A 26,745-nucleotide genomic window follows, 5' to 3' on the forward strand; every position below is an offset into this window, starting at 1 on the left:
TGGAGGGGTGAACCGAGCCCAACTCGCCGACTTCCTGCGCCGCGGCCGTGCCCGCCTGGACCCGTCCGACGTGGGCCTCACCCCCGGCGCGCGCCGCCGTACGCCGGGGCTGCGCCGCGAGGAGGTGGCCCAGCTGGTCGGCATGTCGGTGGACTATTACACGCGCCTGGAGCAGTCCCGGGGTCCGCGCCCGTCCCGCCAGATGCTCACCGCGCTGGCTCGCGCCCTGCGCCTGACGGACGACGAACGGGACCATCTGTTCCACCTGGCGGGCGAGGAGCCGCCGCGGCGCGGAAGCACGTCCGGGCACGTCAACCCCGGCCTGCTCCTGGTCCTGGACCGGCTGCACGACGCGCCGGCGCTGGTGGCGAGCGACTGCGGCGAGGTGCTGGCGCAGAACGCGTTGTCGAGGGCGTTGAGCGGGGACGTGTCCTCCCGTCCGCCCGACGACCGCAACATGCTCCGGCGCTTCTTCCTGGACCCCACGGCACGGGACCTGTTCCCGCCGGAGGACATCCCGCACCACGCCCGTTCGCACGTCGCGAACCTGCGGGCGGTGTCCGCGGCCCGCCCCGACGACCCGGAGCCGACCGCGCTCGTGGCCGAACTGCGGTCGTCCAGCGAGGAGTTCGCCCGCCTGTGGGAGGAACACGAGGTGGCGGTACGGCGCCAGTCGACGAAACGCTTCCGGCACCCGCTGGTCGGGGTACTGGAACTGGACTGCGAGATCCTCCTGAACCAGGACGACCACCACATGCTCATCATCCACACGGCCCGCCCGGGCACGGACTCCCACGAACGGCTGCAGCTGCTACGGGTGGTGGGGCTGCAGAACATGTCCCCGCAGCGAGCGACCCCTTAGAACCCCAACTTCCGCAACTGCCACACGCCCCGACTCAGAACCCCAGCTTCCGCAACTGCCGAGGATCCCGCTGCCAGTCCTTCGCCACCTTCACATGCAGATCCAGGCTGTATCAACGTGCGGCTACCGCCGCGCGGCCGGCGTGCCGAGCAACGCCTCGATCTGCTTCCACGACTCGACGCCGACCACCCTCAGGCACTCGCCCGGACAGCCACCACACGCCCCGACTCAGAACCCCAACTTCCGCAACTGCCGAGGATCCCGCTGCCAGTCCTTCGCCACCTTCACATGCAGGTCCAGGCTGTATCAATGTGCGGCTACCGCCGCGCGGCCGGGGTGCCGAGCAGCGCCTCGATCTGCTTCCACGACTCGACGCCGACCACCCTCAGGCACTCGCCCGGACAGCCACCACACGCCCCGACTCAGAACCCCAACTTCCGCTACTGCCGAGGATCCCGCTGCCAGTCCTTCGCCACCTTCACATGCAGGTCGAGGCTGTATCAATGTGCGGCTACCGCCGCGCGGCCGGCGTGCCGAGCAACGCCTCGATCTGCTTCCACGACTCGACGCCGACCACCCTCAGGCACTCGCCCGGACAGCCACCACACGCCCCGACTCAGAACCCCAACTTCCGCAACTGCCGAGGATCCCGCTGCCAGTCCTTCGCCACCTTCACATGCAGATCCAGGAAGACCGGGGTGCCGAGCAGCGCCTCGATCTGTTTCCGCGACTTGATGCCGACCTGCTTCAGGCGCGAGCCCTTCGGGCCGATGATGATGCCCTTCTGGCTGGGGCGCTCGATGTAGACGAAGGCGTGGATGTCGAGGAGGGGCTTGTCTGCGGGGCGGTCCTCGCGGGGGAGCATCTCCTCGACGACGACCGCGATGGAGTGCGGCAGCTCGTCACGGACGCCCTCCAGCGCCGCCTCGCGGATCAGCTCGGCGATCATGACCTGCTCGGGCTCGTCGGTGAGGTCGCCCTCGGGGTAGAGCGCCGGGCCCTCCGGGAGCAGCGGGACGATCAGGTCGGCCAGCAGGCCCACCTGCGTGTCGCCGACCGCCGACACCGGAACGATCTCCGCCCACTCGAAGCCGAGCTCCTTGCCGAGCTGGTCGATCGCGATGAGCTGCTCGGCGAGCACCTTGCTGTCCACCAGGTCGGTCTTGGTGACGATCGCGATCTTCGGCGTCTTCTTGATCGACGCCAGTTCCTTCGCGATGAAACGGTCACCGGGGCCGAGCTTCTCGTTCGCCGGGAGACAGAAGCCGATCACGTCGACCTCGGCCCACGTCGTCCGTACGATGTCGTTGAGCCGCTCCCCCAGCAGCGTGCGCGGCTTGTGCAGCCCAGGGGTGTCGACCAGGATGAGCTGGGCGTCCTCCCGGTGCACGATGCCCCGAACCGTGTGCCGCGTGGTCTGCGGCTGGTTCGCGGTGATCGCCACCTTCTGCCCGACCAGAGCGTTCGTGAGGGTGGACTTGCCCGCGTTGGGGCGACCGACGAAGCAGGCGAAGCCGGCGCGGTGGACGGTCTCGCCCGAGGCTTCGGATGACTGGGTACGAACGCTCATGGAGCCCATTCTCCCTGATCCACAGAGCCCCGCCGCACAGCCGAGCGATCAGCGGGCGATCGGCGGGCGGCCACCGTCCACCCTGTGAGATTCAGGAAACCTCCACGCAATGAAACATCGACGAAACATGCCCGTGCACAACCGGAAACGCGTGCCGGTGACCCTCTGACGAGCCCCCACCCCGTTGGAGACGCCCTGTGACCTCCGTGTCCCTCGCCGCCGCGCACGCGGACACCGGCGACACCGCCTGGCTGCTCGCCGCCACCGCCCTCGTCCTGCTGATGACCCCGGGTCTCGCCCTGTTCTACGGCGGCATGGTGCGCACGAAGAGCGTCCTCAACATGCTGATGATGAGCTTCGTGTCGATCGCCCTGGTCACGGTGGTGTGGCTGGCCGGCGGCTACTCGCTCGCCTTCGGCGACGACCTCGGCAGCGGCCTGATCGGCAACCTCGACCACGCCGGAATGGCCCGCCTCGGCCCGGAGAGCGTGCACGGCACCGTCCCCACCCTGCTCTTCGCCACCTTCCAGCTCACCTTCGCGATCATCACGGCGGCCCTGATCAGCGGCGCGATCGCGGACCGCGCGAAGTTCAACGCATGGCTGGTCTTCGTCCCGGTCTGGGCACTGCTCGTATACGTTCCCGTCGCGCACTGGGTCTGGGGCCCCGGCGGCTGGATCCTCGACCGACTCGGAGCCCTCGACTTCGCGGGCGGTCTGCCCGTCGAGATCACGTCCGGCGCCTCCGGCCTCGCCCTCTGCCTGGTGCTCGGCCCGCGCCTCGGCTTCAAGAAGGACGCGATGCGTCCGCACAACCTCCCCATGGTGATGCTGGGCGCCGGCCTCCTCTGGTTCGGCTGGTTCGGCTTCAACGCGGGCTCGGCCCTGGGCGCCAACGGCCTCGCCGCTGCCGCCTTCCTCAACACCCTCGCCGCCGGCTGCACCGGCCTGCTCGGCTGGCTCTTCGTGGAGCAGAAGCGCGACGGCCACCCCACCACCCTGGGCGCCGCGTCCGGTGCGGTCGCCGGCCTGGTGGCGATCACCCCCTCCTGCGGCTCGGTCTCCCTCCTCGGCGCGCTGGTCGTCGGCCTCGCCGCCGGTGGCGTCTGCTCGTACGCCGTCAGCTGGAAGTTCAGGCTCGACTACGACGACTCGCTCGACGTCGTCGGCGTCCACCTGGTCGGCGGCGTCATCGGCACCCTCCTCATCGGAGTCTTCGCGGAGAAGGCGATGACCGGCTCCACCGAGGGCCTCCTCTACGGCGGCGGGCTCGCCCAGCTCGGCAAACAGGCGGTGGCCGTGGTGGTCGTAGCGGCGTACGCGTTCCTGATGACCTACGCCATCGGCAGGCTGATCGACAAGGCGATGGGCTTCCGCGCGGCCGAGGAGCAGGAGCACACCGGCCTGGACCTTACGGTGCACGCCGAGACGGCATACGATCACGGCGTCCTGGGCCACGGCGCCCCGGTCAGCTCGTCCGTCGTCCCCTCTGCGCAGAAGGTCACGTCCCAGCCATGAAGCTCATCACCGCGATCGTCAAGCCGTACCGCCTCGACGAGGTGAAGACGGCCTTGCAGGAGATCGGCGTGCACGGCCTGACCGTGACCGAGGCCAGTGGCTACGGCCGCCAGCGCGGCCACACCGAGGTGTACCGCGGCGCCGAGTACCAGGTCGACCTCGTCCCCAAGGTCCGTATCGAGGTCGTCGTCGACGACGCCGACTCGGACGCCGTCATCGACGCGATCGTCAAGGCCGCGCAGACGGGGAAGATCGGGGACGGGAAGGTGTGGGCACTGCCGGTCGAGACGGTCGTACGGGTTCGGACGGGCGAGCGCGGCCCCGACGCGCTCTGACCACCAGGACCACTCCTACGACCGCCGCCGCCAGCAGCACCAGCGCCACGACCCACGGCAGGGCGAAGAAGGACGCGCTCGCGGACTCCCGGGTGTCCTGGGCGCTCGCCGTCAATGTGATGTCACCCCAGTCGAGTTGGGGTGCGCCGTGCCAGGGCTCGGTGAGGTGGACGCGTTGGCCGGGGAGCAGTTCGGAGGGGATCTTCGACAGGTCGCGGGCGAGGAGCGTACGGCCGAACAGGCCCTCCGCGCGGAGTTCCACCTTGGGGTTCAGGGTGACGTTGCCGGTGTTGTGGAGGGTGTAGGAGATCGTCGCCGTGCTGTCGCCCAGGCCGGGGACGAGGGGCTGGTGGTGGACGATGTGGACGTGCTCGACGGAGATCGCGGGGAGCGTCGGGCCGCCGACCCTCAGATACACACGGGCGCCGACCGCCCGCTGCACACCGAGCGCCAGTGAGCCGTCGCCCCTGTCGATCCGTTCGTCGAGGGCGACCAACGCGCCCGGGTGGTCGCCGGGTTCGGCGCCCTTGGGCACGTGCAGGGTAAAGGGGACGGTGACCTTGCCGTGCGGCGGAACGGTCACCCGCGACTTCGCGGGCTTCGCCCAGGCACCCACACCGCGCTGCTTCTCCGCCACCGTCCGCACCGCGAAACCGCCGTCGCGCGGGGTGTTGTAGGCATCGGCGGCGTAGAGGCGGAAGGTGAGGGGCTTCGCGGTCTTGTTGGCGACGACCACCTTGTCCTCGATGGTCGTTCCGGGATCGGCCGAGAGATAGAAGTACGGGCGAGCCGCGACCTTGGAGGACAGCGGGTAGACCGACCAACTGCCGTTGTCGGCGGCGCGGGCGGGCGTGGCAAGGGCGGCCAGGAACAGGCCCAGGAGGAGGACGTACAGCTTTCTCATGGGTGCGGACCCCCACGTGTACGAGGTGAACGGGCGGGTGCGGACGCCCGTACGGTCAGCTGAGCGTGAGGGTCAGGACGCCGGAGTACGAGCCCGGAGGCGTGAACGCCGGTACGTCCAGGGAGAGCCCGGCGTCGGCCGTGAACTCACCGCCGGTGACCGTGCCGTTGGGGGTGGACGCGAGGGTCGCCCCCGAATTGCCCACGGTGCCCGCGGAACCGGCCTGGCAGGTGCTCGGGCTGCCCGCCTTGGTGGCGCAGACGGGGGTCCAGCTCAGGTTCTTCGCATCGATCTTGCCGCCGGGCCCGGTGAAGTCGGTGACCTTGCCGGTGAGCGACCAGCCGGCCGGCCCGCCACGGAAGTCCTTGACGGTGACTGTCCGCAGCGCACCCGTGGAGGCCCCGCCCGTGCCGAAGTCGACCGCCGACAGCGCGACGGAGTCTCCGTCCTGGGACATGGACAGGGTGCCGGCGTTGACGGTGGTCGTCAGCTTCTGGCTGCCGGCCGGGATCGGCGTGTTGTCGATGACGGTGTAGGCGGCGGGCCCGGCGCCCAGGGCGTCGGTGTATGCCGAGCCCTCGTAGGCCACCACCCCGGTCGTCGTCTTGTCGTTGACCACGAGCGGACCGCTGATCTTGCCGTCGGTGCCCGCGGTGACGGTGGCCGTGTCCGCGGTCTGGGTGCCGCCGGAGCGCCCGGCCAGGGTCACCGTCGCGCCCGGTGTGAACCCGGTGCCGTCGACGGTGACGCTGTCTCCGGGGTTGCCGGAGGCCGTACGCAGCGTGATGGCACGGTTGTTGACCGGGGTGGTGTCCGTCGCCGTGATCGTCTCCGACACCGGCGCCGGCGGGTTGGTCACCGTGCACGGGGTGTCCAGCTCCAGGATGTAGCTGGTGTGGATGTTGTAGTCGCCGGGCGAGAGAGTGATCGCGCCGGGCGAGGTGACCTTGAAGGTGCCGGTCATGGAGAACGACGGGAAGGCGCCGTTGCCCGGCACCGGGTCGTTCTTCTTCGGTCCGGCGACCGTGAGGTCACCGGTCTGCGCGCCTCCGAGCGCGACCTTGCCGGTGGGCGTCATGATGTCGGCCGGCAGGGCGAGGGAGGTGGGGTTGCTGGCGGCGGGCTTGACCACCGTGTAGGTGACGGTGACGGTGTCGCCGACCTTCGGACTGGTGTTGTCCACCGCGATCTTGGCCGTGGTGGTGCCGTCGATCGGCGGGATGCCCGCGACGGCGGGCGGAATGCAGTGCGTGGCGAAGTCCACGTCCGTGGACGCGTTGGCCGGACAGGCCAGCGCACCGCCCGCGGTGACCGCGAGCGCGGTCGCTCCGAGCAGAGACGCCCAGCGGCGTCTTCGGGTGATCGGACCCATGGGTGTGCCCCCTTCTTGTGCGCTCACTGGGGGCATTGATGTGTGGATCGCGTGAGAAGTCAATGGAGATGCCGGAACTGAACTGATGGACCGTCAGATCCACAGGTTCGGGAACTGACGGTCCACACAGGCGAGTTGCCGCTGCCCGGCTCAGTCGGCTCAGTCGAAGACGAACGGCCCCGGCGACTGCAGGCCGGTCGCCGTGCAGGTGACGGTGATGCCGAAGACGGTCAGCTGCAGCGAGCCGCCGTAGGCCTCCAGGCTGTCGCCGGAGGCGACGGTGCCGTTGAGCGGGCCGACGGTGACCGGGTCGCCCGCGGCGATCGCGGGGTTCTCGGTGCCGCTGAAGGTGCTGGTGCCGCCGGTCGTGTTGTTCACGAGGGTGAGCGTGGAGGAGATCGAGTTCGCCGACAGCGCGATCGGCGCCGTGACGGCCGAGGTGACGGTGATGGTGGCCGCCGTGCCGTCCTGAGTGGCGGTGAGCGTGGCCGAGCCGCTGCCGAAGCTTCCGCAGTCGGCGTTGATGGTCGCCGTGTCGGGGGTGACGGCGAGGGCGCTGGGCGCGAACGCGAGCGAAGCGGCCGCGAGGGCCCCTACCGCCATGGCCGCACCCGCACCTATTCGTTTGGTTCTCATGGGGATCCGGTTCCCTTCCCGAGTCTGGGAATTGCCATGTGGGGATGGATGGGAGAGGTCCGGCCGGCCACCAGAGCAGCGTGGTGCGGTACGCCGCGTGGGGGGTGAATCTGACGGTCCGTCGGAACTACCGGTTCCATTGATGCGCGTGAGATGAAGAAACGGCAAGGACGAATTCCGGACGCGTGTGAAGCGGCCGGTTTTCACCCTGCACGTTGTCAGCCCGCGGTGACGGTGCTCCGTACGGTCCCGTCGGGCCCCGCCACCAGCACCGGAGTCCCCGCCCCGCCCAGGTCGGCCACCGCCGCCCGGTCCTGCGCCGACGCCGACTCGGCGTCGGTCACCACGGCTGCCGCCTCCAGGGACTTCGCCCCGGACGCCACCGCCATGGCGACGGCGGTCCGCAGCGCGCTGAGCCTCAGCGAAGGCAGGTCCACGGTGCCGGCGACATACGTACGACCGGTCTCGTCGCGTACGGCCGCCCCCTCGGGCACGCCGTTGCGGGCCCGCGCCGAGCGGGCCAGGGTGACGATCTTGCGGTCCTCGGGATCAAGCGCACTGCTGTCGGTCATGAGCCGAGCATACGTACCGCGAGGGTCACTATCCGGCCACGGGGTACATCGCCCCGCGCCGCCCCTCCGGCGAGGCGAGCCACTCCAGCTTGGCGGCGGTGTTCGCCTCGTCCAGCGGGGTGTGCAGCACGATCGTCAGGTCGGGCCGGGCGGGCACCCGCATCGCCGTCGACTCCACGCACAGCAGCCCGACCAGCGGATGGTCCAGCTCCTTGCGGATCTGCCCGGCGTCCTCGATGTCCCGCTCGGCCCACAGCGCGGCGAACTCCTCGCTCGACTCGGCGAGTTCGGCCAGAAGTGTCTGGAAACCCTCGTCGTCGGGGCGGGCCGCGGAGGCCGCCCGGAACTGCGCGACGACGGTACGGGCGTTCTGCTCCCAGCTCTTCGAGCGCGACCGGTACAGCGCGTCCGTGAAGAAGTCGACCAGGCAGTTCTGCGTCTGGTCTGGCCGCATGCCCAGCACGGCCGCGGCCGCGTCGTTGTACATCACGCAGTTGTAGTACGGGTCCATGATGTGCGCCGGATACGGCATCCAGGTGTCGATCAGCCGTCGCAGCCCCTCCCGCATGTCCTTCTGGTCGCACGGCACCTCGGGCGCGGGCGGGTTCAGCCCGGCCAGCCGGTACAGGTGCCGCCGCTCGGCGTCGCCCATCCGCAGCACCCGACCCACCGCGTCCAGCACCTGCGGGGAGACGGAGATGTCCCGCCCCTGCTCCAGCCACTGGTACCAGGAGGCCCCGACCCCGGCGAGCACGGCGACCTCCTCGCGCCGCAGGCCGGGCGTACGGCGCCGGGCCCCGCCGTCGGGCAGGCCGGCCTCCGCCGGCGAGACCCGCGCCCGCCGGCTCATCAGGAACTCGCGCAGCTCCCGCAGCCGGTGCGCCTTGCCCGCCGCTGTCTCGATGACGTCCGCCACGTACCCAACTCCCCCGTCCGGTCTGCCTGGTGGTGCCACCACCAGCACAACCTCCCGCTCCCCACGGCTATTCCGACGGCCGCAGTCTCCTGTGCATGGCGATCGACACCACCGAACCCGGCACCCTCACCCAACCGCTCGACACCCCCCGGCTGTCGACGCGCGACAGACTCGTCCTCTTCGTCCTGTGCGCGGCCCAGTTCATGGTCGCCCTGGACTTCTCCGTCCTGAACGTGGCCCTGCCCGTGCTCGGCAGCGACCTCGGCATGAGCCGGTCGGCCCTCCAGTGGGCGGTGACGGCCTTCGCCCTCCCGTCCGGCGGCTTCCTGCTGCTCTTCGGCCGCATGGGCGACCTCTACGGCCGCCGCAAGCTGTTCCTGGGCGGCCTCGCCCTGTTCGGCACGGCCTCCCTCCTCGCCACCTTCGCCTGGGACCCGGCGTCGTTCCTGGCGGGCCGTGCCCTGCAGGGCGTCGGCGCGGCGGCGATCGTGCCGACCGGTATGTCCCTGCTGACGACGACCTTCGCGGAGGGCCCGGCCCGGGACCGTGCCCTGGGCATCTCCGGGACCCTTCTCTCCCTCGGCTACACCGTCGGCATGATGGCGGGCGGCGTCCTGACCGACACCTTCGGCTGGCGCTCCACGATGGGCCTGCTCTCCCTGTTCGCCCTGATCGTGCTCCCGCTGGCCCCCGCCCTGCTGCCCGAGTCCCGGACCCCGGACCGCCCCCGTCTCGACGTCCCCGGCGCGGTCACGGTCACCGGCGGCCTGCTTTCCCTGATCTACGCCCTGTCGACGGCCGCCGACCACGGCTTCGCCCGCACCGACGTCATCACGACGCTGATCGCGGGTCTCGCACTCCTCACGGCCTTCGCAGCGGTCGAGTCCCGCACATCCGCCCCGCTGGTCTCGCTCCCCATGCTGCGCCGCCGCACGGTGGCCTGGGGCAACATCGGCGGCCTGGTCACCTTCTCGATGATGTCGACGGTGGTCTTCGCCCTGACCCTGTACCTGCAGGAGGTCCTGCACCTGTCGGCCTTCGAGACGGGCATGGTCTTCGGTGTCCAGGGCGTCCTGTCGGCGGTCGCCGGCACCCTCGCCCCGAAGGTCATCGGCCGCCTCGGCGCCCGCCGCACCCTGGTGGCGTCCCTCGCCGGCCAGGGCGCCCTGATCGCCGCACTGCTCGGCCTGAACGCCCACACCTGGTCGGTCTGGCTCGCGGTGACCGCCGTGTCGCTGGCCAGCATGTGCCACCTCGGCGCGATCATCTCCTACGGCCTGACCGTCACCTCGGGCGTCCCGGACGAGGAACAGGGCCTGGCCACCGGCCTGGTGACGTCGACCCAGCAGGTCGGCATCACGGTCGGCATCCCGCTGCTGGGCGTCCTGGCCACCACCTCCGGCGACCTGCTGACCGGCGTCCACACGGTCCTGGCGATCGACGCGGCGGTCGTCCTGGTGGCCGCCGCACTGGTCGCGGCCGGCCTGCGGGTACGCCGCTCAGGGACGGTCGAGGCGGAGGCGCTCGGCGCGCGGTAGGCCGGCGACCACCAGGTCGTACGAGTCCTCGATGAGCTCCCGGACCAGTCGGTCCGGGAGTTCGCCGTCGACCGTGACGGTGTTCCAGTGACGCTTGTTCATGTGGTAGCCGGGGATGATCAGGCCCGGGTGGTCGGCGCGGAGCCGGATCGCGTCCTCGGGGTCGCACTTGAGGTTGACGGTCAGTGGGCTCGCGCCGAGGTTCGTGAGCGCGAAGAGCTTGCCGAGCACCTTGAAGACCGAGGTCTCCGGGTTGAACGGGAAGTCCTCCACTGTCGCGTTGAAGGACAGACAGAAGTCGCGCAACTCCTCGGGGGTCATTCGTCCTTCGCCTCCTCCTCGGGCGGGCCGGCGGGCCCGACGGGCTCCACCAGCACGGTCACGATCTTGTTCCGGCGGCCGGCCGCCGCCTCCGCGGTCAGGCGGAGTTCGCGGCCGTCCGGGAGTTCCACGACGCTCGACGCGCCGGCGATCGGCACGCGCCCCAGGGCCTTCGCGAGCAGGCCGCCGACGGTCTCCACGTCCTCGTCGTCGTACTCGTCGAGCCCGTACAGCTCGCCGAGGTCGGTGATGTCGAGGCGGGCCGTGACGCGGTGGCGGTCGTCGCCGAGGTCCTCCACGGGCGGGAGTTCATCACGGTCGTACTCGTCGGTGATCTCGCCGACGATCTCCTCGAGGATGTCCTCGATGGTGACGATCCCGGCCGTGCCGCCGTACTCGTCGATGACGACGGCGACGTGGTTGCGCTCCTGCTGCATCTCGCGCAGCAGATCGCCGGCGTTCTTGGTGTCCGGCACGAAGGCGGCGGGCCGCATGGCCGTGGACACCAGCTCGCTCTCCGCGTCCCGGCTGATGTGCGTCTTGCGGGCCAGGTCCTTCAGGTACACGATCCCGACGATGTCGTCCTCGCTCTCGCCGCTGACCGGGATGCGCGAGAAGCCGGAGCGGAGGGCGAGGGTAAGGGCCTGACGGATGGTCTTGTAGCGCTCGATGACCACCAAGTCGGTCCGGGGGACCATGACTTCGCGCACGAGCGTGTCGCCCAGCTCGAACACCGAGTGCACCATGCGGCGCTCCTCGTCCTCGATCAGCGACTCGGCCTCGGCGAGGTCGACCAGCGCGCGCAGCTCCGCCTCGGAGGCGAAGGGGCCGCGCCGGAAGCCCTTGCCGGGGGTGAGGGCGTTGCCGATGAGGATGAGCAGGTTCGGGATCGGGCCCATGATCCGGGCGAGGGGCACGAGGACGTACGCCGCCGCCGTCGCCGTGTTGAGCGGGTGCTGACGGCCGATGGTGCGGGGCGAGACGCCGACGGCGACGTACGACACCAGGACCATGACGCCGATCGCGGCCAGCAGCGCGCGGGTGGTGCCGGAGAACTGCTGCAGACAGGCGTATGTCACCAGGGCCGCGGCCGCCATCTCGCAGGCGACGCGGACCAGCAGGGCGACGTTGAGATAGCGGGTCGGGTCGGCGGCGACCTGGGCGAGCTTGGCGCTGCCGCGGCGACCGGAGCGCACGGCCTCCTCGGCGCGGAAGCTGGAGACGCGCGCGAGGCCCGCCTCCGCACAGGCGGCGAGCCACGCGACGACGACCAGGGCGACGGCGCCCGCGACGATCTGGGGACTCATGAGACGGTCGGGGCCGGGGACGGGCCGGTCAGGCCCTTCTCCGCGCGCCAGCCGTCCACGATGGCCGCCTGCAGACCGAACATCTCGGCCTTCTCGTCCGGCTCCTCATGGTCGTAGCCGAGCAGGTGCAGCACGCCGTGGACGGTGAGCAGCTGGAGCTCCTCGTCCATGGAGTGCTGCGTGTCGGCTTCCTCGCCCTGCTTCTTGGCGACCTCGGGGCAGAGCACGATGTCGCCGAGGAGGCCCTGCGGGGGCTCGTCGTCGTCCTTCGACGGCGGACGCAGCTCGTCCATCGGGAAGGACATGACGTCCGTCGGGCCCGGCAGGTCCATCCACTGGATGTGCAGCTGCTCCATGGCGTCGGCGTCCACGACGATCACCGAGAGCTCGGAGAGCGGGTGGATGCGCATCCGTGCGAGTGCGTAACGGGCGATGTCGAGGATCGCCTGCTCGTCGACCTCGGTTCCGGACTCGTTGTTGACGTCGATCGACATGGTGCTGGCTTGTCTACTTCCGCTTGTTCCGGCCGCCCTTGTGGGTGCCGTTCTCCGTGCCGTGGTGGCTGTCGTACTTCTCGTACGCGTCGACGATACGGCCGACCAGCTTGTGCCGTACGACGTCCTGGGACGACAGGCGGGAGAAGTGGACGTCGTCGAGGCCCTCCAGGATCTCCTGGACCTGGCGCAGACCCGACTTGGTGCCGTTGGGCAGGTCGACCTGGGTCACATCACCCGTGATCACGATCTTCGACTCGAAGCCGAGACGGGTGAGGAACATCTTCATCTGCTCGGGGCTGGTGTTCTGAGCCTCGTCCAGGATGATGAAGGCATCATTCAGGGTGCGACCCCTCATGTACGCCAGCGGCGCGACCTCGATGGTCCCCGCCGCCATCAGCCGAGGAATCGAGTCCGGGTCCAGCATGTCGTGCAGGGCGTCGTACAGCGGGCGCAGGTACGGGTCGATCTTCTCGTACAGCGTGCCGGGCAGGAAGCCGAGGCGCTCTCCCGCCTCCACCGCCGGGCGGGTCAGGATGATGCGGTTGACCTGCTTGGACTGCAGGGCCTGGACCGCCTTGGCCATGGCGAGGTAGGTCTTGCCGGTGCCGGCGGGGCCGATGCCGAAGACGATCGTGTGCTTGTCGATCGCGTCGACGTACCGCTTCTGGTTGAGGGTCTTGGGACGGATCGTGCGGCCGCGGGAGGAGAGGATGTTCTGGGTGAGGACCTCGGCCGGGGTCTCCTGGCCGTCGCTCTCACCGTTCTCACTCGCTCTGAGCATGGCGATCGAGCGTTCCACTGCGTCCTCCGTCATCGGCTGTCCGGTGCGGAGCACCAGCATCATCTCGTCGAACAGGCGCTGGACGAGGGCGACTTCCGCTCTGTCGCCGACCGCGCTGATCTCGTTGCCCCGGACGTGGATGTCGGCCGCCGGGAAGGCCTTCTCGATCACGCGCAGAAGGGAGTCGCCGGACCCCAGGACGGTCACCATGGGGTGCTGGGCGGGGACGGTGAACTGTGCTCGCGCCTGCCCCTGCGCGGGGGTATGAGCTGTGGGTGTCTGAGTCATGGGCCGGCTCTGTAGGCCTTGCTCGTCCTCCTCGATATACGCGCCCGCCACAGGGGCGGCCTGGCGATTTCAAGGGTACGCCGGGGCACTGACAACGCCGTAGGGGTTTTGGCGGCCTCAGGGGCCGACGGCCGTGAACCCGCTGAACGTGGCGATTCCCCTGCGGCCCGTCCAGCCGTTCGCCGCCGTCATGAACACCCCCACGTCCTGTCCGCCGGCCACGCCCGCCGGTGTCGCCGTACCAACCGTCACCCACTTCTCACCGTCCGTGCTGTACGCGCCCGTGTACGCACCGCCCGTGCGGCTCAGGCGCAGGTGGACCGGTGCCGTCGCCGCGCCGGCGGTCGCGATCGAGTCGAAGGTGCCGCTGCCGTCGGCGTCCCAGGTCAGGACGCAGCCGTTGGACGGAGTGACGGCGAGGTTGACGTAACCGCCGCTGCCCTGGGCGGTGAGGTCGTCGCGGACGATCAGGCCGGCCCGCGCCCAGCCGCCGGTGTCGTCCTGGGAGGTGACCCGTACGGTGGCGGTCGTACCGTCGGCGCAGGCGCCGGGCAGGTAGATGGCGCCGAACTCGTTCGTGCCGCCCCACAGGTCCGCGCCCGCGCCCTCGACGGCGAGCTCGTCGCCGCCCTGGCCGAAGACGGCGTCGTTGAAGGAGACGGTGCGGTAGGGGGCGTGGACTCCGGCCGCCGCGACCACGCGGACCGGCGCGACGGTCCGTCCGCCGCCCGCGTACACGGCCGTCGCCACCGCCTGGCCGACGAGTGTCCTGGGTTCGCCGTCCAGCGTGATCCGGAAGCGGGCCGTGAACGCGGCGCCGGGGGCGAGTGACGCCGTGGTCACCGGGTCGAGGGGCTCGGCCGTCATGCCGTCGGGGGCGGTGACGGACAGGGTGATGTCGCGAGCGGTGGTGAAGCCGTTGCGGTGGGTGAAGGTGACGGTGACCGTGGCAGGGGTGCCGGCCGAGACCGCTCCCCGGTCGGTCGTGGCCGCGAGGGCCGCCTGGTACGGCGTCGCGGCGAGCAGGTCACGGACGTGGCGGGCGCGGGCGTAGGGGTCGCCCTTCGGCTCGGTGGGGTGCGGCTCGTGGGCGTGGGCCCAGGCGTCCTCCGGGGCGAACCAGTCGACGGCGCCCGGGTCGCGGCCGGCGGCGAGGGTGTCGAAATACGTCTTCCAGCGGGTCCGGTACAGGCCGCCGACCAGCCCGGACCACTCCCGGTTGGCGTAGTCGTGCAGGCCCTCCTCGCTGCTCGCACGGGTGCCCCAGACGGTGATCAGGGAGCGGGTGTCGTACTCCAGGCGGTCTTGTTCCGCGTGGTCGGCGCCCCAGGCGCGGGCGTCGGCGAGCCGGCGGCCGAGCAGATGGGGGCGGGAGGTGGCCAGGAGGTCGTCGAGGAGGTCCATCCAGTCGAGCCAGGTGCGGGTGAGGCGGGCGAACAGGTCCTTGTCGCCGGCGTCGTGGGCCGCCTTGATCTGCGGGAGGAGGACGCGGCTGCGGTTGGACAGGACCTGGCGGGCGACATCGACGATGTCGTAGCGGTAGGCGGGGCTGTGCCTCAACTCCTCTCGTACGGCGAGGAGTTCGGTGAGGGCGGTGTCGAAGACGGTGGTGTCGTAGCGGTCGGCGGCCGGGCCCCAGGCGGCGGCCTTGTCGGCGGTGAGGCTCGGACGGGCGCCGTAGAGGCCGTCCGGGGCCTCGCTCCAGGAGTCGGCGCGGCGCATGCCGTACGCCGTCGAGCGGATCGTCCGCCAGGCGGCCTGGGCGTGCCGGTCCGGGCCGCCGTAGCGGGAGGTGGCGTAGGCCGTGAACCAGGCGTCGAGATCGATGGTGCCGGGCGTCCACGCGAGGTCGGTGAGGAGGGCGAGGGCGGGTGCGTTGTTGTCGGCGGCCTCGGGCATGGCGGCGATGCCGGCCAGTGAACTGCCCTGTTTGTCACGCCACTTGGGGTACAGGTCGACCCAGTCGGGGGCGTTCGCGCCCAGCGGGGTGTGGCCGCCGAAGTTCCAGATGCTGCCGAAGGCGTAGGGGGTGTGGCCCCAGTCGCTCTCGCGGTCGGTGACCGTGGTGTAGCGGTCGGAGAGGCCGTCGACGACGAGCATGCGGGACTTGTCGACGGCGTCGAGGAGGGTGGTGGAGGGGTTGGTCTGCCAGCCGAGGATGGCCCAGATCGCCCCCGGGCGGGCCTGCTGGAGAGCCGCCTCCACGGCTTTCGCGGCCTCGCCGACCGGGACGTCGCCGGGGTTTCCGCCCTCGTGGAGCAGGTCCATCTTGTACATGGTGCTGTCGCCGAGGCGGGCGTGCTGGGCCCGGTAGAAGGCGGTGGCGACATCGGCGAAGGCGGTGGTGCGCGGGTCGAGCCAGTCGGGGCGCCGGAAGCCGCCCCAGGTGCCCTGGGCGACGACGGCCGCGTCCCCGCCATGGCGGGCGGGGAAGTCCTCGGGCACGGTGCCGTAGTAGCCGGGCAGGACCGGGGTCATGCCCAACTCCCTCGCACGGTCGGCGACTTTGCGGGCGAGGGCGGCGCGCCGCTCGATCAGCCGGCGGGAGACCGGGCCGCCGAAGCCGGACATGTTCTGCAGGAGCCACCAGGGCTGGTGGGCGGGGGCCGGGATCCAGGCGCGCAACTCGGCGTCGCCATAGGCGAACCGGCGGAAGGTGTCGTAGTAGACGGCGTCGGCGCCGAGGTAGAGGAGGACGCGGTTGACGCCGTGCGCGGCGAGGACGTCGAGTTCGCGCTGCCAGTCGTCCCAGTCGCGGTAGGGGCCGGTGTAGCCCTCGTTGGTGTCGTTGAAGGCGAAGCGGTGGGGGACGTTCGCCGTGCCGCTGATCTCGTCGGCGGGAGCCGGGAGCCGGGCGGGGAGCAGGGTCTGGTCGCCGGTCCAGGAGAAGGAGGCGTGGGCCGTGCGGCGCAGGTAGGTGTGGACGGCCGTGAGCAGGACGGCCGGGCTGGTGCCCTCGACCGTGATGTGGCCGGTGCGGCCGCTGACCGTGAAGCGGTCGGTGTCGGAGACCGCTGCCGGGCGGAGGGTGAACTGGCCGTGGTGGTCGGGGAGCAGGCGTCTGAGCGCGGCCTCGGCGGGGGCCGGGTCGCAGGGCCGTGGGTCGGCCGCGTACGCGGTCTGCGGGCGGACGAGCAGGGCGGCGGCGCCCAGAGCGGTCGCTCCGGTGAGGACGTGTCTGCGGGTGTAGGCGGTCATTCGGACTCCACGGAGAAGTGGTCGAAGAGGGCGCGGACGGTCGTGCCCGGGTAGTTGAGGTTGACCGCGCTCGCCACCACGCCCGCGTCGAGGGCGCCGCTCGCCGAGGGCACGGTCGCGGACGCGATCTGCGTCCAGGCGAGGCCGTTGGTGGTGGAGTAGGCGGTGTACGTCGTGCCGTCGCGGACCAGGCGCAGCCAGGCGGGGTGGGTGGAGCCGCCGCCTCCGGCCCAGGTGTCGAGGTGTCCGTCGCCGTCGCTGTCGGTCATGAACTCCACGCCGTACGACTGGGACATGGTGAGGACCGCGTAGCCGCCCTTCTCGGGTGCGGTGAGGTCGTTCGCCACGGCGATGCCGTACTTGGCGACCGGGTTGTCGCTGCCGGTGAGGCTGACCGTCTCGACCTGGACGGTGCTGGACGCGGTGGCGGAGCCCGGCAGCAGGATCACGCCCTTCTCGTCGGTACCGCCGGACAGGTCGCGCCCGCCGGCCCAGATCACCAACTGGCTGCCGTACTGGCCGAACCGGGTGCTGTCGGCGGTGGTGGACGTGCGGTACGGGGCGCGCACGCCGTTGGGTTCGTAGGGGACGGTGATCGTCCTGGACGAGCGGGCGCAGTCGGCGCTGCGGTCGTCGACGTCGAAGAGCAGGTGTGCGGTGAAGGAGACGTCTCCGGCGACGTCGGCCGGCATCGAGGTGTGCCAGCTGCGGGTGACGCGGGCGCCGGGGCGCAGGTCGCCGAGCGGGAGGGTGCGGGTGGCGGCGGTCCTGCCGGGGTCGAGGAGGTGGAGGACCGCTCCGCGGAGCGGGAAGGGGCAGTCGTTGACGAGGGTGGCGGTCGCGGTGACCTTGTCGCCGCCGGACGGGGTGGCGGGGTCGGTGGTGACGGTGAGGGTGGGGCCGAGGGTGTCCGTACGGGTGCTCGTGTTCGGGGTCATGGAGGTCACCTGCGCTCCCAGTCGACGGTGAAGGTGTTGGCGGTCCTGCTGGGCAGGGTGTCGGGCACGGTGATGTGGACCTGGCCGTCCGAGCGGGTCCATTTCAGGGGCTCGTCGTGCCCGAGGAGCCGGATGCGGGAGGTGGCGCTCAGCGGGATGTCGGCGGGCAGGTCGAGGGTGCCGTGGGGTGCGCCGAGCACGAGGGCGTTGAAGCGGCCCGGGGTGACGGTGTACCGGATGCCGAGCGGGGTGCCCTCCTCCTCGGCACGCAGCCAGGGCGTGGAGCCGTACACGGCGGGGCCGTTGACGTCCAGCCAGGCGCCGATGTCGCGCAGCCGCTGCTGCATGACCGCGGGGATCGTGCCGTCCGGCCTGGGACCGATGTTGAGCAGCAGGTTGCCGTTCTTGCTGACGACGTCGGCGAGGAGGTGGATCAGGAACTCGGAGGTCTTGTAGTCCTCGTCGGTCTCGAACTTGTTGTAGCCCCAGGAGTAGCCCATGGTGATGCAGCACTCCCACTTGTGCGGGTCCATGGTGGGGTTGGTGCGCTGCTCGTAGGTGGCGAAGTCGTAGTGGGTGTCGAAGCGGTCGTTGACCACGACCCCCTTGGGGCGGGGGCGGTTCTTGGCCCGGTTGTAGAAGTGGGCCATGGGTTCCTCGCTGCGCCAGGGCGGGTCGCCGGCCGGGCGGAACCACTGCCCGTCGGCCCACAGCAGGTCGGGGTCGTAGCCGTCGATGATCTCGTGGAGCTGCGTGAGCTCGTAGTCGCCGACGTAGTCGTCGACGGGCCGGTAGCCGACCATGGGAATCTCCTGGTCGGTGTAGAAGTTGCGCATCGGCCTTCCGAGCGCCGGGTTGAAGAACTCGCCGAGGGAGTAGTAGAGGCCGGGGTGGATACGGCCGCGTCTGCGGGCGGCGGTCATCAGCTCGCCCACGAGGTCGCGCTTCGGGCCCCGCGCGAGCGCATGACGGTCCGTCACCTGGCTGGGGAACAGGGCGAATCCGTCGTGGTGCTTGCTGGTGAGGACGAAGTACTCGGCACCGGCCTGCTCGAACAGCCTCACCCAGGAGTCGGGTTCGTAGTTCTCGGCGGTGAACCGCGGGATGAAGTCGTCGTAGACGAGGTTCTCGCCGTAGGTGTCACGGTGGTACTTCCACGTCTGGCTGTCCTTGCTGCTCTGGTACCAGAGGTACCACTCACCGGCCATCTGCCGGGCCGAGCCCGCAGGGACGGAGTAGACGCCCCAGTGGACGAAGATGCCGAACTTGGCGTCCTTGTACCAGCGCGGGACGGGGTGGGTGTCGAGGGACGCCCTGGTGGGCCGGTAGTCGGGGATGCCGCGCGTGACGGCGTGCGCGGCACCCGGCGGGGCGAGCAGGACGGCGCCGCCGAGGGCGGTGGCCGTGGTGAGGAACCTTCTGCGGCTGACGGTCACGGAGGTGTGCCTTCCGGGTCGGTGGCGGGGAAAGGGTCAGTCGGTGGCGGAGAAGGAGTCGAAGACGGCGGTGGTGGTCTCGCCGGGGTGGTCGGCGTTGACCGCGCTGGCGGCCATGCCGGCGTCGAGGGGCCCGTCGGCGGCGGACGGCACGGTCGCGGTGCCGACCTGCTGCCAGGCGGTGCCGTCGGTGCTGGTGAACGCGGTGTAGGTGGTGCCGTCGCGGACGAGCCGCAGCCAGGCGGGGTGGTGGGAGGAGCCGCCTCCGGCCCAGGTGTCGAGGCGTCCGTCGCCGTCGCTGTCGGTCATGAACTCCACGCCGTAGGACCGGGACATGGTGAGGACCGCGTAGCCTCCCCTGCCGGGTGCGGTGAGGTCGTTCGCCACGGCGAGCCCGGCCTTGGCGGCGGGGCCGCTGCCGGTCTGGTCGGCCAGGCGGACGGTGACCGTGCCGGAGGTGGTCAGCACACCGGGCCGGTGGACCACGGCCTTCTCGTCCTTCCAGCCGGACAGGTCCTGGCCGCCCGCCCAGATCGCGAACTGGCCGCCGTTCTGCGCGTATTGGGTGTCGGGGGCGGTGGTGGTCGTCAGGTACGGCGGCTGCACGGCGGACGGGACGGGTACGACTACGGCGTCCACGCTGTCCGTGTCGTGCCGGACGCGGCCGTCCTGACGGTAGGAGGCGCGGACGCCGATGGGGTGAGTGCCCCAGGTGGCGTCCGCGGCCGGGGTCACCTTCCAGGTGACGGTCGAACTCCGGCCGGGATCGAGGGAGCCGATGACCGCCGCACCTTCGGGCTCGGCGGTCCAGCCGGGCGGAAGGGTGGGGCGGACGGTGACCCGAGTGACCCTGCGCGCACCGGAGTTGGTGACCGTCGCGGTGATCTCCGTGCTCTGTCCGGCCCGGAGACTCGGGTGGTACGGGGTGAGGCGGACGCGGGCCGACGGGCAGCCGTGGGCCGCGCCCAGGGTGGTGAGGTCGACCGCGTCGGCCAGGGCCTTCATGCCGGTGTCGTTGGGGTGGACATGGTCGCCGGAGTCGAAGGCGGGGTCATAGCGGGTGGGGTCGGCGGGGTCGCGGACGGCCCTGTCGAAGTCGGCGACGGCGTCGAAGACCCCGCCCGAGCTCCGCACGAACGCGTTGACCTGCTGCCGTACGGCCTCCTTGGCCTCGGTCCAGTAGTCACCGAAGCCCCGGTAGGGCACCACGGTCGCGCCGACCACCCGCAGGCCGCGGGCGTGGGCGCGGGCGGCGATCTCCCGCATGCCGTCGATGAGTTGGTCGGCGGTCGCGCCGCCCCACATGAGGTCGTTGACGCCGTCGGCCTGGATCACGGTCCGGGCGCCCGGCTGGGAGAGCACGTCCCGCTCCAGCCGGTCGGGCGCGGACGGGTTGCCGTCGGAGCCGCCGGTGATGCGGTTGCCGCTGATACCTGCGTTCAGCACGCCGGCGGGCGTCGTGCAGGCGGACAGGCGGGCGGCGAGGAGGTCGGGCCAGCGGCGGTTCGCGTCGGACGTGGACGCGGCGCCGTCGGTGATGGAGTCGCCGAGGGTCACCACGGACCCGTCCGCCGGGCCGCCGCGCACATCTACGCCGGTGAGGAAGGGGAAGGTGGTGTCGGTGGACGTGAAGGCCCCGCCGTCCCGGTCCGCCGCGTGGTCGCCGCCGCCGGAGGACGTCCAGTAGACGGACTGCAGGCCCAACCAGTGCTGGCTGACATGGGTGACGCGGCCGGGGAGGTAGAGGCTGACGACGAGGTCGGTGCGGGCCGGGACGGCGAGCCGTACGGGATCGCTCGCGGTCTGCTCTCCGGCGGGGATCGTCGCCTCCTTCTTGCCGTCGAACGTGAGGTCCCGCGGCCGGGACACCGAGGAGCCGCCGCCCGTCCGCCGTCCCACGGTCGCGTGCCCGATGGTGAGCGGCTGGTCGGTGAAACCGTTGGTCAGCCGGATCCGCACGCTCGTCCCGCCGACGCTGACGTGCACCGGGATACGGACCGTGACCTCCGAGGTGCCCGGGTCGTACGAGGCGTGCTGGGCGGTGGCCCAGGTGCCGGTCCAGCCACCGTCCCGTGTGCCGACGGCGTGCGCGGGCCCGGCCGACAGCAGCGCCGGCAGCAGCACGGCGGCCGTCAGGGCGCGTATCCCCCTCATGCCGCACCCCCGCCACAACTCACCTTGGCGTCCGCCCAGTCGGCGTGGTCGAGCGCGTTGCCGTCGCCCGCGTCGGAGACGACGAGTTCGAGGCGCCGCGCCCCGGTGACGTCCACGTCGATCGGCAGGGCGGCCGTGTCTCGGTTCACCGTGCCGCTGTCGTACACGGTCACCCCGTCGGCGACGACGCTGTAGTCCACGGTCGCCGGGCCGTCGGAACGGCCGTACGTCTCCTGATCGAGGCCGAGCACGGCGGTGAAGCGGGTGCAGGTGCCGCCGAGCCAGACGCGCACCGAGCTGGACGCGTGTGTGCCGAGGCCCTTGGCGTAGGTGACGTCGTGCAGGCGGATCGGCTGACCGTCGCCCGCCGCGCTCTCGCCGTTGGACTGGTCGCGCTCGACCGGGCCCCAGCCGTTGGTGGACGACTGGAAGGGCAGGTCGCCGAGGTAGTGCTCACCCTCGGTGAGGGGTGGCGGCTGGGCGGCGAGGACCTGCTCGCCGGTGACCGAGCCGCCGGTGAAGCGGGCTGCCGCGGACAGGACGAGCGTCGTGCCGGTCTTCTGGTCGGCGGGCACGGTGACCGTCCAGGTCGCGTGTGCCGAGCCGCCGGGGCGCACGGTGCCCACGACCACCGGGGTGTCGGGCTGTGCCGTCCAGCCGGCCGGCAGGCCGAGCGCGAGCTTCGTGTCGTGCAGCGGGCGGGCACGGGACGGGACGGACACCGTGGCCGTGACCTGGTAGGCGTGGCCGGGCTCGACGGTGTCCGGGGCGTCGACGCGCACGCCCGCCGGGACGGTCGGGTCGGCGTACCGGGTGGGGTCGTACGCCGGAGAGGCCACGTCGGCGACCCGCAGCGACGAGGTGACGTTCCCGAGCGTCGTCAGGCTCACCTTGCCGAGCCCGCCGCCCTTCGCGTCCTCGTTCCAGACGGCGACGGCGATGGTGTTGCGGCCGTCCGTGCGCAGGATGCCGTTCGGGATCGGGAAGGTGTGCTGGGGGCCGGTGTCGTTGACGTACTGGCCCATGAGCCAGCCGTTGACGTAGATCAGGGCGCGGTAGTGACGGGCGGGGTCGTCGGTCAGCGTCACGCCGACCGAGACGTCCTGGCCCTTCGGGAGGCGGGGGTTGAAGGTGGTGCGGTACCAGGAGACGCCGGGGGTGTCGTCCGAGGCGGCCGGAAGGCTCACCGGGGTCCAGTTCCGGTCCGGGTGGCCGGGCAGGGTCCAGCCCGAACGCTCCCCGTACAGGCCGCCGTTGTTCATCTGGCCGCGGACCTTGTCGATGGGCTGCTCGCCGCCGCGCGCCCCCTGGATGCGCCAGGTGATCTGCGCGTCCGAGCCGGAGAGGTACGCCTCGGTCAGTCCGCGCGGCTGCTTGTGGTCGTCGCTGGAGTAGTCGAAGTCCTCGTTGTGGCCCATCGTGCCGACCAGGACGGAGACGACGTTGTCCACGCCCTTCTTCAACAGCCCTGGCGCGATGGGGAAGTCGTGGCTGCCGGTCCGGCTCGTCCCCGCGAAGTGGCCGTTGATCCACACCGAGTAGACGCCGACCGACTTCGACGCGGTGTTCGGGTTGGTGGCGTACGCGGTCAGGGCGAGGGACTTCTCGGTACCGGTGGCCCTGAAGTGGCCGCGGTACCAGACGTAGCCGTAGTGGTAGCCGTACTCGTCCTGGTAGAGGACGGGCAGGGTGCCCGGCTGGGTGGGGTTGTCCGTCGCCGTCCTGTCGGCGTAGGTCCACGCCGAGTCGTCGAAGTCCGGTGCGGCTTCGGGGTTTTCGGCGTGGGTGCGCCAGCCGGTCAGCTTCGGCAGGGTGACCTCGCGGGGGCCGGGGATGCGGCCGAGGAGGCTGCCGGAGGCGGTGCGGTGAACGCGCACGGGGATTCCGTTCCAGGTGACGGCCTGTACGCCGGGTGCGGTGAACGCCTCCAGCGGGCCCGACTTCGCCGCGTCGCCGGTCAGGGCGAGGGTGGAGCCGTGGACGGCGGCCGTACGCACCAGTTGGGCGCCGCGCACGAGCGTGTCCGCGTCGGGGCGCCACAGGCTCGCCGCCTCGTCGTCGGTGCCGATGAGGAGCAGCAGGTCGGGGCGGCCGCCGCCGTGCACCAGGACACGGATCGGACCATGGTGGGTGTAGTCGAGGCGGAGGTCACCGCGGTCGGCGTCCCATGACACGTCCGCCGCTCCGTCGAGGACCGTGACGTCCGGCTTGGACGGGTACCGCAGCACGGTCTGCCCGGGGTCGCCCTCGGCGCCGTACAGCGCGGCGACATCGCGGTCGCCGGCCTTGGTGCTCGTCATCAACTCGCTGGTGGAGTACACGAGTCGCTGGGTGCCGCCAAGGTCGTATCCGGCGGTGAGGATCTTCGCCGTCTGCCCGTGGAGCCGTACGCGCACCGGGTAAGTGCCGTCCGGTGTCGACCAGTTGAAGGTGGTCGTGGTGTCCGCGGCGGACATCGGGTCGTCGTGCCGTACGTACAGGAACTGGGTTTTCGTGTCCGGGTTGGCGCGCGCCTCGACGTGCACGGAGGAGTCGGCGGGGGTGGGCGCGGTGGCCGGTTCGGTGGCGGTGAGGGGTGGCGTGGTGGTGTAGAAGAGACCCTGGCGCTTCAACTCCGCGTAATCCGCGCCCAGTTGGCGGGACTCGCTGATCGGGGCGCCGTAGTCGTACGACGTGTAGACCTGGCGGGGGTCGGCGAGCCAGCCCCAGTTGGTGCCGCCGTAGGTCATGTAGAGGTTCTGGACCGTGGTGCCCTGCATGATCTCGTGCTTGTCGACGATCTTGGCGTACGGCGGGCCCATCTTCTGCCGGCACACGTCGTAGTCACGGCCGCCCCAGGACTGGAACCAGCCCGAGCCCGCCTCCAGGACGGCCAGCGGCTTGGTCTCGTCCTGGCGCTTCAGGGTCGGCAGCCACCACTGGCCGTTGCAGAAGGAGTTGTACTGGTCGTACTCGCCGACGAAGTCGAGGCCGTCGCCGCCCGCGTACTGGGGCATCGGCTCGTTGCCGACGAGCGGGACGGTGATGCCGTCGGAGCGCGCCTGCTTGCTGAGGTCGGTCATGTAGGCGCGGCCGTCGGGATCGTAGAGCTCGTTCTCGACCTGGTAGAGCAGGACCGGGCCGGTGCCGTCGGTGACCTGGTGGCGGGCGAGGATCGCGTCGATGCGGCGCAGCCACTCGCGGGCCGCGTCCAGGTATTCGGGGTCGGTCGAGCGGGCGCGGGCCTTCTGGGTCAGCAGCCAGCCGGGGAAACCGCCGCCGTCCGTCTCGGCGTTGATGTACGGGCCGGGGCGGGCGATGACGTACAGTCCTGCCTCCTGGGCCATGTCGAGGAGCTTGTCGACGTCGCGGACGCCGGTGAAGTCGTACGTCCCGGGGGCGGGTGAGTGGTAGGCCCAGTCGAAGTAGATCGAGACGGCGTTCATGCCGCTCGCCTTGATCTTCTGGAGGATGTCCCGCCACAGATCCGGGCTGGGCAGCCGCCAGTAGTGGAACTCGCCGGACCAGACGAGGAGGCGTTTGCCGTCGACGCTGACGGAGTGGCGGTCGTACGACACCTTGTGGGTCTGTCGGCTTTGCGCAGGGGCCTGTGGCCGCTCGGTCGCCTGGGCCTGAGTGGCCGTCAGGCAGCCGACGGCGAGGGCGGCGGCGCACAGTAACGCCCGGAGTCTCCCGTGTCTCCCGCGTCTCATGAGGTCAGCTCCTTCACCACGGCCGCTCGGGCCTGCTCGATGTCGGTGACGTCCTTGGTGCGGCCGTCGAGGTCGCGGGTGGCGAGGGTCAGGGCGGCCTTGAGAGCCTCGCCGTCGTCGGACTTCTTCCGTGCCTGCTCGACCAGCTCGAAGTCCTCGATGCCTTCCTTGAGTTGCTCCCAGCGGATGCTCGACATCGGCCCGTTCTTCCCGGGGTAGACGAGGTATTCGTCGCCCTGCGTGAAGATGTGGACGGGCTGGGCGAAGGGGTCGGCGGTCCAGCTGTTGTACGACCAGCGCAGGAAGCCGTCGAGGTGCCGCTGTGCGGCGATCCAGGGGAGCATCCGGGCCTCGACGGCGGGCGAGTAGTCGAAGGTGTTGGGGTGCGGCGGCCAGCCGTAGACGTAGAAGGTGGTCGTCTTGCCGGCCTTGCGCCGCGCCTCCGCCTGCGCCGGGGTCATCGCGTCGATGTCGTCCCAACTGACCGACAGATCTCGGGAGATGGGCTCCACTGCCGTCGATCCGGCGACCGCGATCCGGTCGTCGAAGGCGGGGGCGGCCTCGTGGACGAAGTCCTTGACGACCTTCATGGTGTCCGCGGGCCGTTCGTCGAAGGACAGGTAGGTGTGGTCGAGGCGCCCGGTCCTCGTCAGGTGCTGCTCGAAGGCGCGCAGAAAGGCGCCCCAGGCCTCGCGCCAGCGGGTGCCGCCCAGGTCGACGTTCTCGGTGACCGCCTCGCCGGTGCGGGTGTCGGTGTAGGTGAGGTGCTCCTGGTCCTGGAAGGCGAGCATCGAGTAGGCGCCGATGTCCGGTCCGAGGCCGGCGCGCAGGGCGGTGTCGACGTACTTGTCCCAGCGGGAGAAGTCGAAGGCGAAGCGGCTGCCGTCCCAACTCCAGCCCACCATGCTGGAGTACGGGGTCGCCGTCTGCGACTGGCGGGTGCCGAGGGACCACTGGTGGTGCCAGGGGTTGTCGACGATCGTCGTGTTGACGACCTTCTGGCCTCGGGAGGCGAGGTCGCGGTCGTAGGCCTCGATGAGCTTCCAGTGCTCCTTCGACCAGAGGCGGACGTGGTGGGCCTGGGCGATGGTCTCCGGCTGGGCCCAGACGTCGAGGAAGAAGCGGTACTTGGCGGGGGCGGGCACGCTCGCGTCGGCGACCTCGATCGTCAGCGGGTAGGTGGCCTGCGTGTGGTCGCCGACCTCGACGCGGACGTCGCCCTTGTAGGTGCCGGGCTTCGCGTTCGGCGGGATGTGGAACGTGAACCAGAGCGGCTGGGCGGCGTACGCGGGTACGTCGACGGAGGCGCGCTCCTCCAAGGGGTCGCCGACGACGTCCGGGTTGCGGTCGCCGGAGACCTCGGTGGCCGAGCTGACCTGGTCGATGGTGGCCGACCAGTCGATCTCGCTCTTGGAGCGCTGCACGGGGATGTACTTCACGAACCGCACCTGGGTGCCGTCCCCCGCGATACGCGTGCCGCCCGGTCCGGTCAGGTCGCCGACCGTGGCGTGCACGTCGTCGAGGCGGGTGCCGGAGGCGATGGCGAGCTGGGCGGAGACCTGTTCGCCGCGTACGGCGTCCAGGGACAGCTCCTTGGTGTCCTTGCCCTGGATGGCCGTCAACGGGTAGCGGGGGACGCGGACTTCGGCCGAGGAGGCGAAGGAGCCGGTGGGCACCCAGGTGATCGTGTCCCTGGTGCCCATGGCGTCGGCGACCTTCACCGTCAGCCAGGTGGTGGGCTTGTGCTGCGGGTCGTCGCCGGTGGCCGCGAGGACGGTGGTGCTGGTCGCGACGAGCGCGCCGGCGAGGAAGGAGGCGAGGAGCGCGGGCGTGCGGGCAGGACGGGACGGCATGGGTGGACTCCCGTGCAGGAAAAGTGAGGTGACGGAGTGTCAGTCTGTGAGGGGCTGA

At 70.9% G+C, this 26,745-nt stretch carries 20 protein-coding genes; 4 read left to right on the top strand and 16 right to left on the bottom strand.

Annotated features, from left to right (window positions below; genetic code table 11):
• The first annotated feature begins 7 nt into the window (after positions 1-7).
• On the top strand, positions 8-862 hold the full coding sequence (locus ACWC09_RS02155; protein WP_450847610.1) for a helix-turn-helix transcriptional regulator: 855 nt from the start codon (positions 8-10) through the stop codon (positions 860-862).
• 616 nt (positions 863-1,478) lie between these two features.
• Here the strand turns inward: ACWC09_RS02155 and era are convergent.
• On the bottom strand, positions 1,479-2,432 hold the full coding sequence (era, locus tag ACWC09_RS02160) for a GTPase Era (RefSeq protein ID WP_450847612.1): 954 nt from the start codon (positions 2,430-2,432) through the stop codon (positions 1,479-1,481).
• A 206-nt stretch (positions 2,433-2,638) separates the two neighbouring features.
• Between era and ACWC09_RS02165 the strand changes: the two genes are divergently transcribed.
• Entirely contained in the window at positions 2,639-3,949 is a 1,311-nt protein-coding gene (locus ACWC09_RS02165) for an ammonium transporter (RefSeq protein ID WP_450847863.1), read from the top strand.
• Positions 3,946-4,284 carry a P-II family nitrogen regulator gene (locus ACWC09_RS02170; protein ID WP_356349612.1) on the top strand — a complete coding sequence of 113 codons (339 nt, stop codon included), beginning with the start codon at positions 3,946-3,948 and terminating at the stop codon, positions 4,282-4,284. The genes ACWC09_RS02165 and ACWC09_RS02170 overlap by 4 nt, the downstream gene beginning before the upstream one ends.
• On the opposite strand, the gene ACWC09_RS02175 is transcribed toward ACWC09_RS02170, so the two are convergent.
• The 5 genes from ACWC09_RS02175 to ACWC09_RS02195 form a co-directional block, all read right to left on the bottom strand.
• Positions 4,178-5,188, bottom strand: a complete 1,011-nt coding sequence (locus tag ACWC09_RS02175) for a WxL protein peptidoglycan domain-containing protein (protein WP_450847614.1) — start codon at positions 5,186-5,188, stop codon at positions 4,178-4,180. The genes ACWC09_RS02170 and ACWC09_RS02175 overlap by 107 nt on opposite strands.
• Positions 5,189-5,243: 55 nt before the next feature.
• The gene (locus ACWC09_RS02180) at positions 5,244-6,560 is read right to left on the bottom strand and encodes a beta-xylosidase (protein WP_450847615.1); all 1,317 of its coding nucleotides are present in this window, start codon (positions 6,558-6,560) and stop codon (positions 5,244-5,246) included.
• A gap of 159 nt (positions 6,561-6,719) precedes the next feature.
• A complete protein-coding gene (locus tag ACWC09_RS02185) occupies positions 6,720-7,196 on the bottom strand; it encodes a hypothetical protein (protein ID WP_450847616.1) in 477 nt (158 codons plus the stop codon).
• 218 nt (positions 7,197-7,414) lie between these two features.
• Entirely contained in the window at positions 7,415-7,768 is a 354-nt protein-coding gene (locus ACWC09_RS02190) for a cytidine deaminase (RefSeq protein ID WP_450847618.1), read from the bottom strand.
• Positions 7,769-7,796: 28 nt separating this feature from the next.
• The gene (locus ACWC09_RS02195; protein ID WP_450847620.1) at positions 7,797-8,684 is read right to left on the bottom strand and encodes a helix-turn-helix transcriptional regulator; all 888 of its coding nucleotides are present in this window, start codon (positions 8,682-8,684) and stop codon (positions 7,797-7,799) included.
• 95 nt (positions 8,685-8,779) lie between these two features.
• Between ACWC09_RS02195 and ACWC09_RS02200 the strand changes: the two genes are divergently transcribed.
• Positions 8,780-10,222: an MFS transporter gene (locus ACWC09_RS02200; RefSeq protein WP_450847622.1), complete on the top strand. Its 1,443-nt coding sequence runs from the start codon at positions 8,780-8,782 to the stop codon at positions 10,220-10,222.
• Here the strand turns inward: ACWC09_RS02200 and ACWC09_RS02205 are convergent.
• The 10 genes from ACWC09_RS02205 to ACWC09_RS02250 form a co-directional block, all read right to left on the bottom strand.
• On the bottom strand, positions 10,184-10,543 hold the full coding sequence (locus ACWC09_RS02205) for an MmcQ/YjbR family DNA-binding protein (RefSeq protein ID WP_450847624.1): 360 nt from the start codon (positions 10,541-10,543) through the stop codon (positions 10,184-10,186). The genes ACWC09_RS02200 and ACWC09_RS02205 overlap by 39 nt on opposite strands.
• Positions 10,540-11,850, bottom strand: a complete 1,311-nt coding sequence (locus ACWC09_RS02210; RefSeq protein ID WP_450847626.1) for a hemolysin family protein — start codon at positions 11,848-11,850, stop codon at positions 10,540-10,542. Before ACWC09_RS02210 ends, ACWC09_RS02205 begins: the two co-directional genes overlap by 4 nt.
• Positions 11,847-12,344: an rRNA maturation RNase YbeY gene (ybeY, locus tag ACWC09_RS02215; RefSeq protein ID WP_266955065.1), complete on the bottom strand. Its 498-nt coding sequence runs from the start codon at positions 12,342-12,344 to the stop codon at positions 11,847-11,849. Before ybeY ends, ACWC09_RS02210 begins: the two co-directional genes overlap by 4 nt.
• 13 nt (positions 12,345-12,357) lie before the next feature.
• Positions 12,358-13,416 (bottom strand): PhoH family protein, encoded by a 1,059-nt coding sequence (locus ACWC09_RS02220; protein WP_450847628.1) that lies wholly within the window; start codon positions 13,414-13,416, stop codon positions 12,358-12,360.
• Between the two features lie 117 nt (positions 13,417-13,533).
• Positions 13,534-16,614 carry an alpha-N-acetylglucosaminidase gene (locus ACWC09_RS02225; RefSeq protein ID WP_450847630.1) on the bottom strand — a complete coding sequence of 1,027 codons (3,081 nt, stop codon included), beginning with the start codon at positions 16,612-16,614 and terminating at the stop codon, positions 13,534-13,536.
• Positions 16,611-17,552, bottom strand: a complete 942-nt coding sequence (locus tag ACWC09_RS02230) for a hypothetical protein (RefSeq protein WP_450847632.1) — start codon at positions 17,550-17,552, stop codon at positions 16,611-16,613. The genes ACWC09_RS02225 and ACWC09_RS02230 overlap by 4 nt, the downstream gene beginning before the upstream one ends.
• Positions 17,553-17,557: 5 nt before the next feature.
• Positions 17,558-18,988, bottom strand: coding sequence for an alpha-L-fucosidase (locus ACWC09_RS02235; RefSeq protein ID WP_450847634.1), 1,431 nt, complete (start codon positions 18,986-18,988; stop codon positions 17,558-17,560).
• 36 nt (positions 18,989-19,024) lie between these two features.
• Positions 19,025-21,142, bottom strand: a complete 2,118-nt coding sequence (locus tag ACWC09_RS02240; protein ID WP_450847636.1) for a GDSL-type esterase/lipase family protein — start codon at positions 21,140-21,142, stop codon at positions 19,025-19,027.
• Positions 21,139-24,834 (bottom strand): beta-galactosidase, encoded by a 3,696-nt coding sequence (locus tag ACWC09_RS02245; RefSeq protein ID WP_450847638.1) that lies wholly within the window; start codon positions 24,832-24,834, stop codon positions 21,139-21,141. Before ACWC09_RS02245 ends, ACWC09_RS02240 begins: the two co-directional genes overlap by 4 nt.
• Entirely contained in the window at positions 24,831-26,687 is a 1,857-nt protein-coding gene (locus ACWC09_RS02250) for a glycoside hydrolase domain-containing protein (protein WP_450847640.1), read from the bottom strand. Before ACWC09_RS02250 ends, ACWC09_RS02245 begins: the two co-directional genes overlap by 4 nt.
• Between the last annotated feature and the right edge of the window lie 58 nt (positions 26,688-26,745).

It is taken from the genome of Streptomyces sp. NPDC001617 (genome assembly GCF_053596855.1).

Coding starts and splice junctions, on each gene's coding strand:
- ACWC09_RS02200 (WP_450847622.1), top strand. CDS start 8,780: ATGGCGATCGACACCACCGAACCCGGCACCCTCACCCAACCGCTCGAC.
- ACWC09_RS02190 (WP_450847618.1), bottom strand. CDS start 7,768: ATGACCGACAGCAGTGCGCTTGATCCCGAGGACCGCAAGATCGTCACC.
- ACWC09_RS02245 (WP_450847638.1), bottom strand. CDS start 24,834: ATGAGACGCGGGAGACACGGGAGACTCCGGGCGTTACTGTGCGCCGCC.
- ACWC09_RS02240 (WP_450847636.1), bottom strand. CDS start 21,142: ATGAGGGGGATACGCGCCCTGACGGCCGCCGTGCTGCTGCCGGCGCTG.
- ACWC09_RS02210 (WP_450847626.1), bottom strand. CDS start 11,850: ATGAGTCCCCAGATCGTCGCGGGCGCCGTCGCCCTGGTCGTCGTCGCG.
- ACWC09_RS02220 (WP_450847628.1), bottom strand. CDS start 13,416: ATGACTCAGACACCCACAGCTCATACCCCCGCGCAGGGGCAGGCGCGA.
- ACWC09_RS02185 (WP_450847616.1), bottom strand. CDS start 7,196: ATGAGAACCAAACGAATAGGTGCGGGTGCGGCCATGGCGGTAGGGGCC.
- ACWC09_RS02205 (WP_450847624.1), bottom strand. CDS start 10,543: ATGACCCCCGAGGAGTTGCGCGACTTCTGTCTGTCCTTCAACGCGACA.
- ACWC09_RS02180 (WP_450847615.1), bottom strand. CDS start 6,560: ATGGGTCCGATCACCCGAAGACGCCGCTGGGCGTCTCTGCTCGGAGCG.
- ACWC09_RS02250 (WP_450847640.1), bottom strand. CDS start 26,687: ATGCCGTCCCGTCCTGCCCGCACGCCCGCGCTCCTCGCCTCCTTCCTC.
- ACWC09_RS02175 (WP_450847614.1), bottom strand. CDS start 5,188: ATGAGAAAGCTGTACGTCCTCCTCCTGGGCCTGTTCCTGGCCGCCCTT.
- ybeY (WP_266955065.1), bottom strand. CDS start 12,344: ATGTCGATCGACGTCAACAACGAGTCCGGAACCGAGGTCGACGAGCAG.
- ACWC09_RS02225 (WP_450847630.1), bottom strand. CDS start 16,614: ATGACCGCCTACACCCGCAGACACGTCCTCACCGGAGCGACCGCTCTG.
- ACWC09_RS02230 (WP_450847632.1), bottom strand. CDS start 17,552: ATGACCCCGAACACGAGCACCCGTACGGACACCCTCGGCCCCACCCTC.
- era (WP_450847612.1), bottom strand. CDS start 2,432: ATGAGCGTTCGTACCCAGTCATCCGAAGCCTCGGGCGAGACCGTCCAC.
- ACWC09_RS02170 (WP_356349612.1), top strand. CDS start 3,946: ATGAAGCTCATCACCGCGATCGTCAAGCCGTACCGCCTCGACGAGGTG.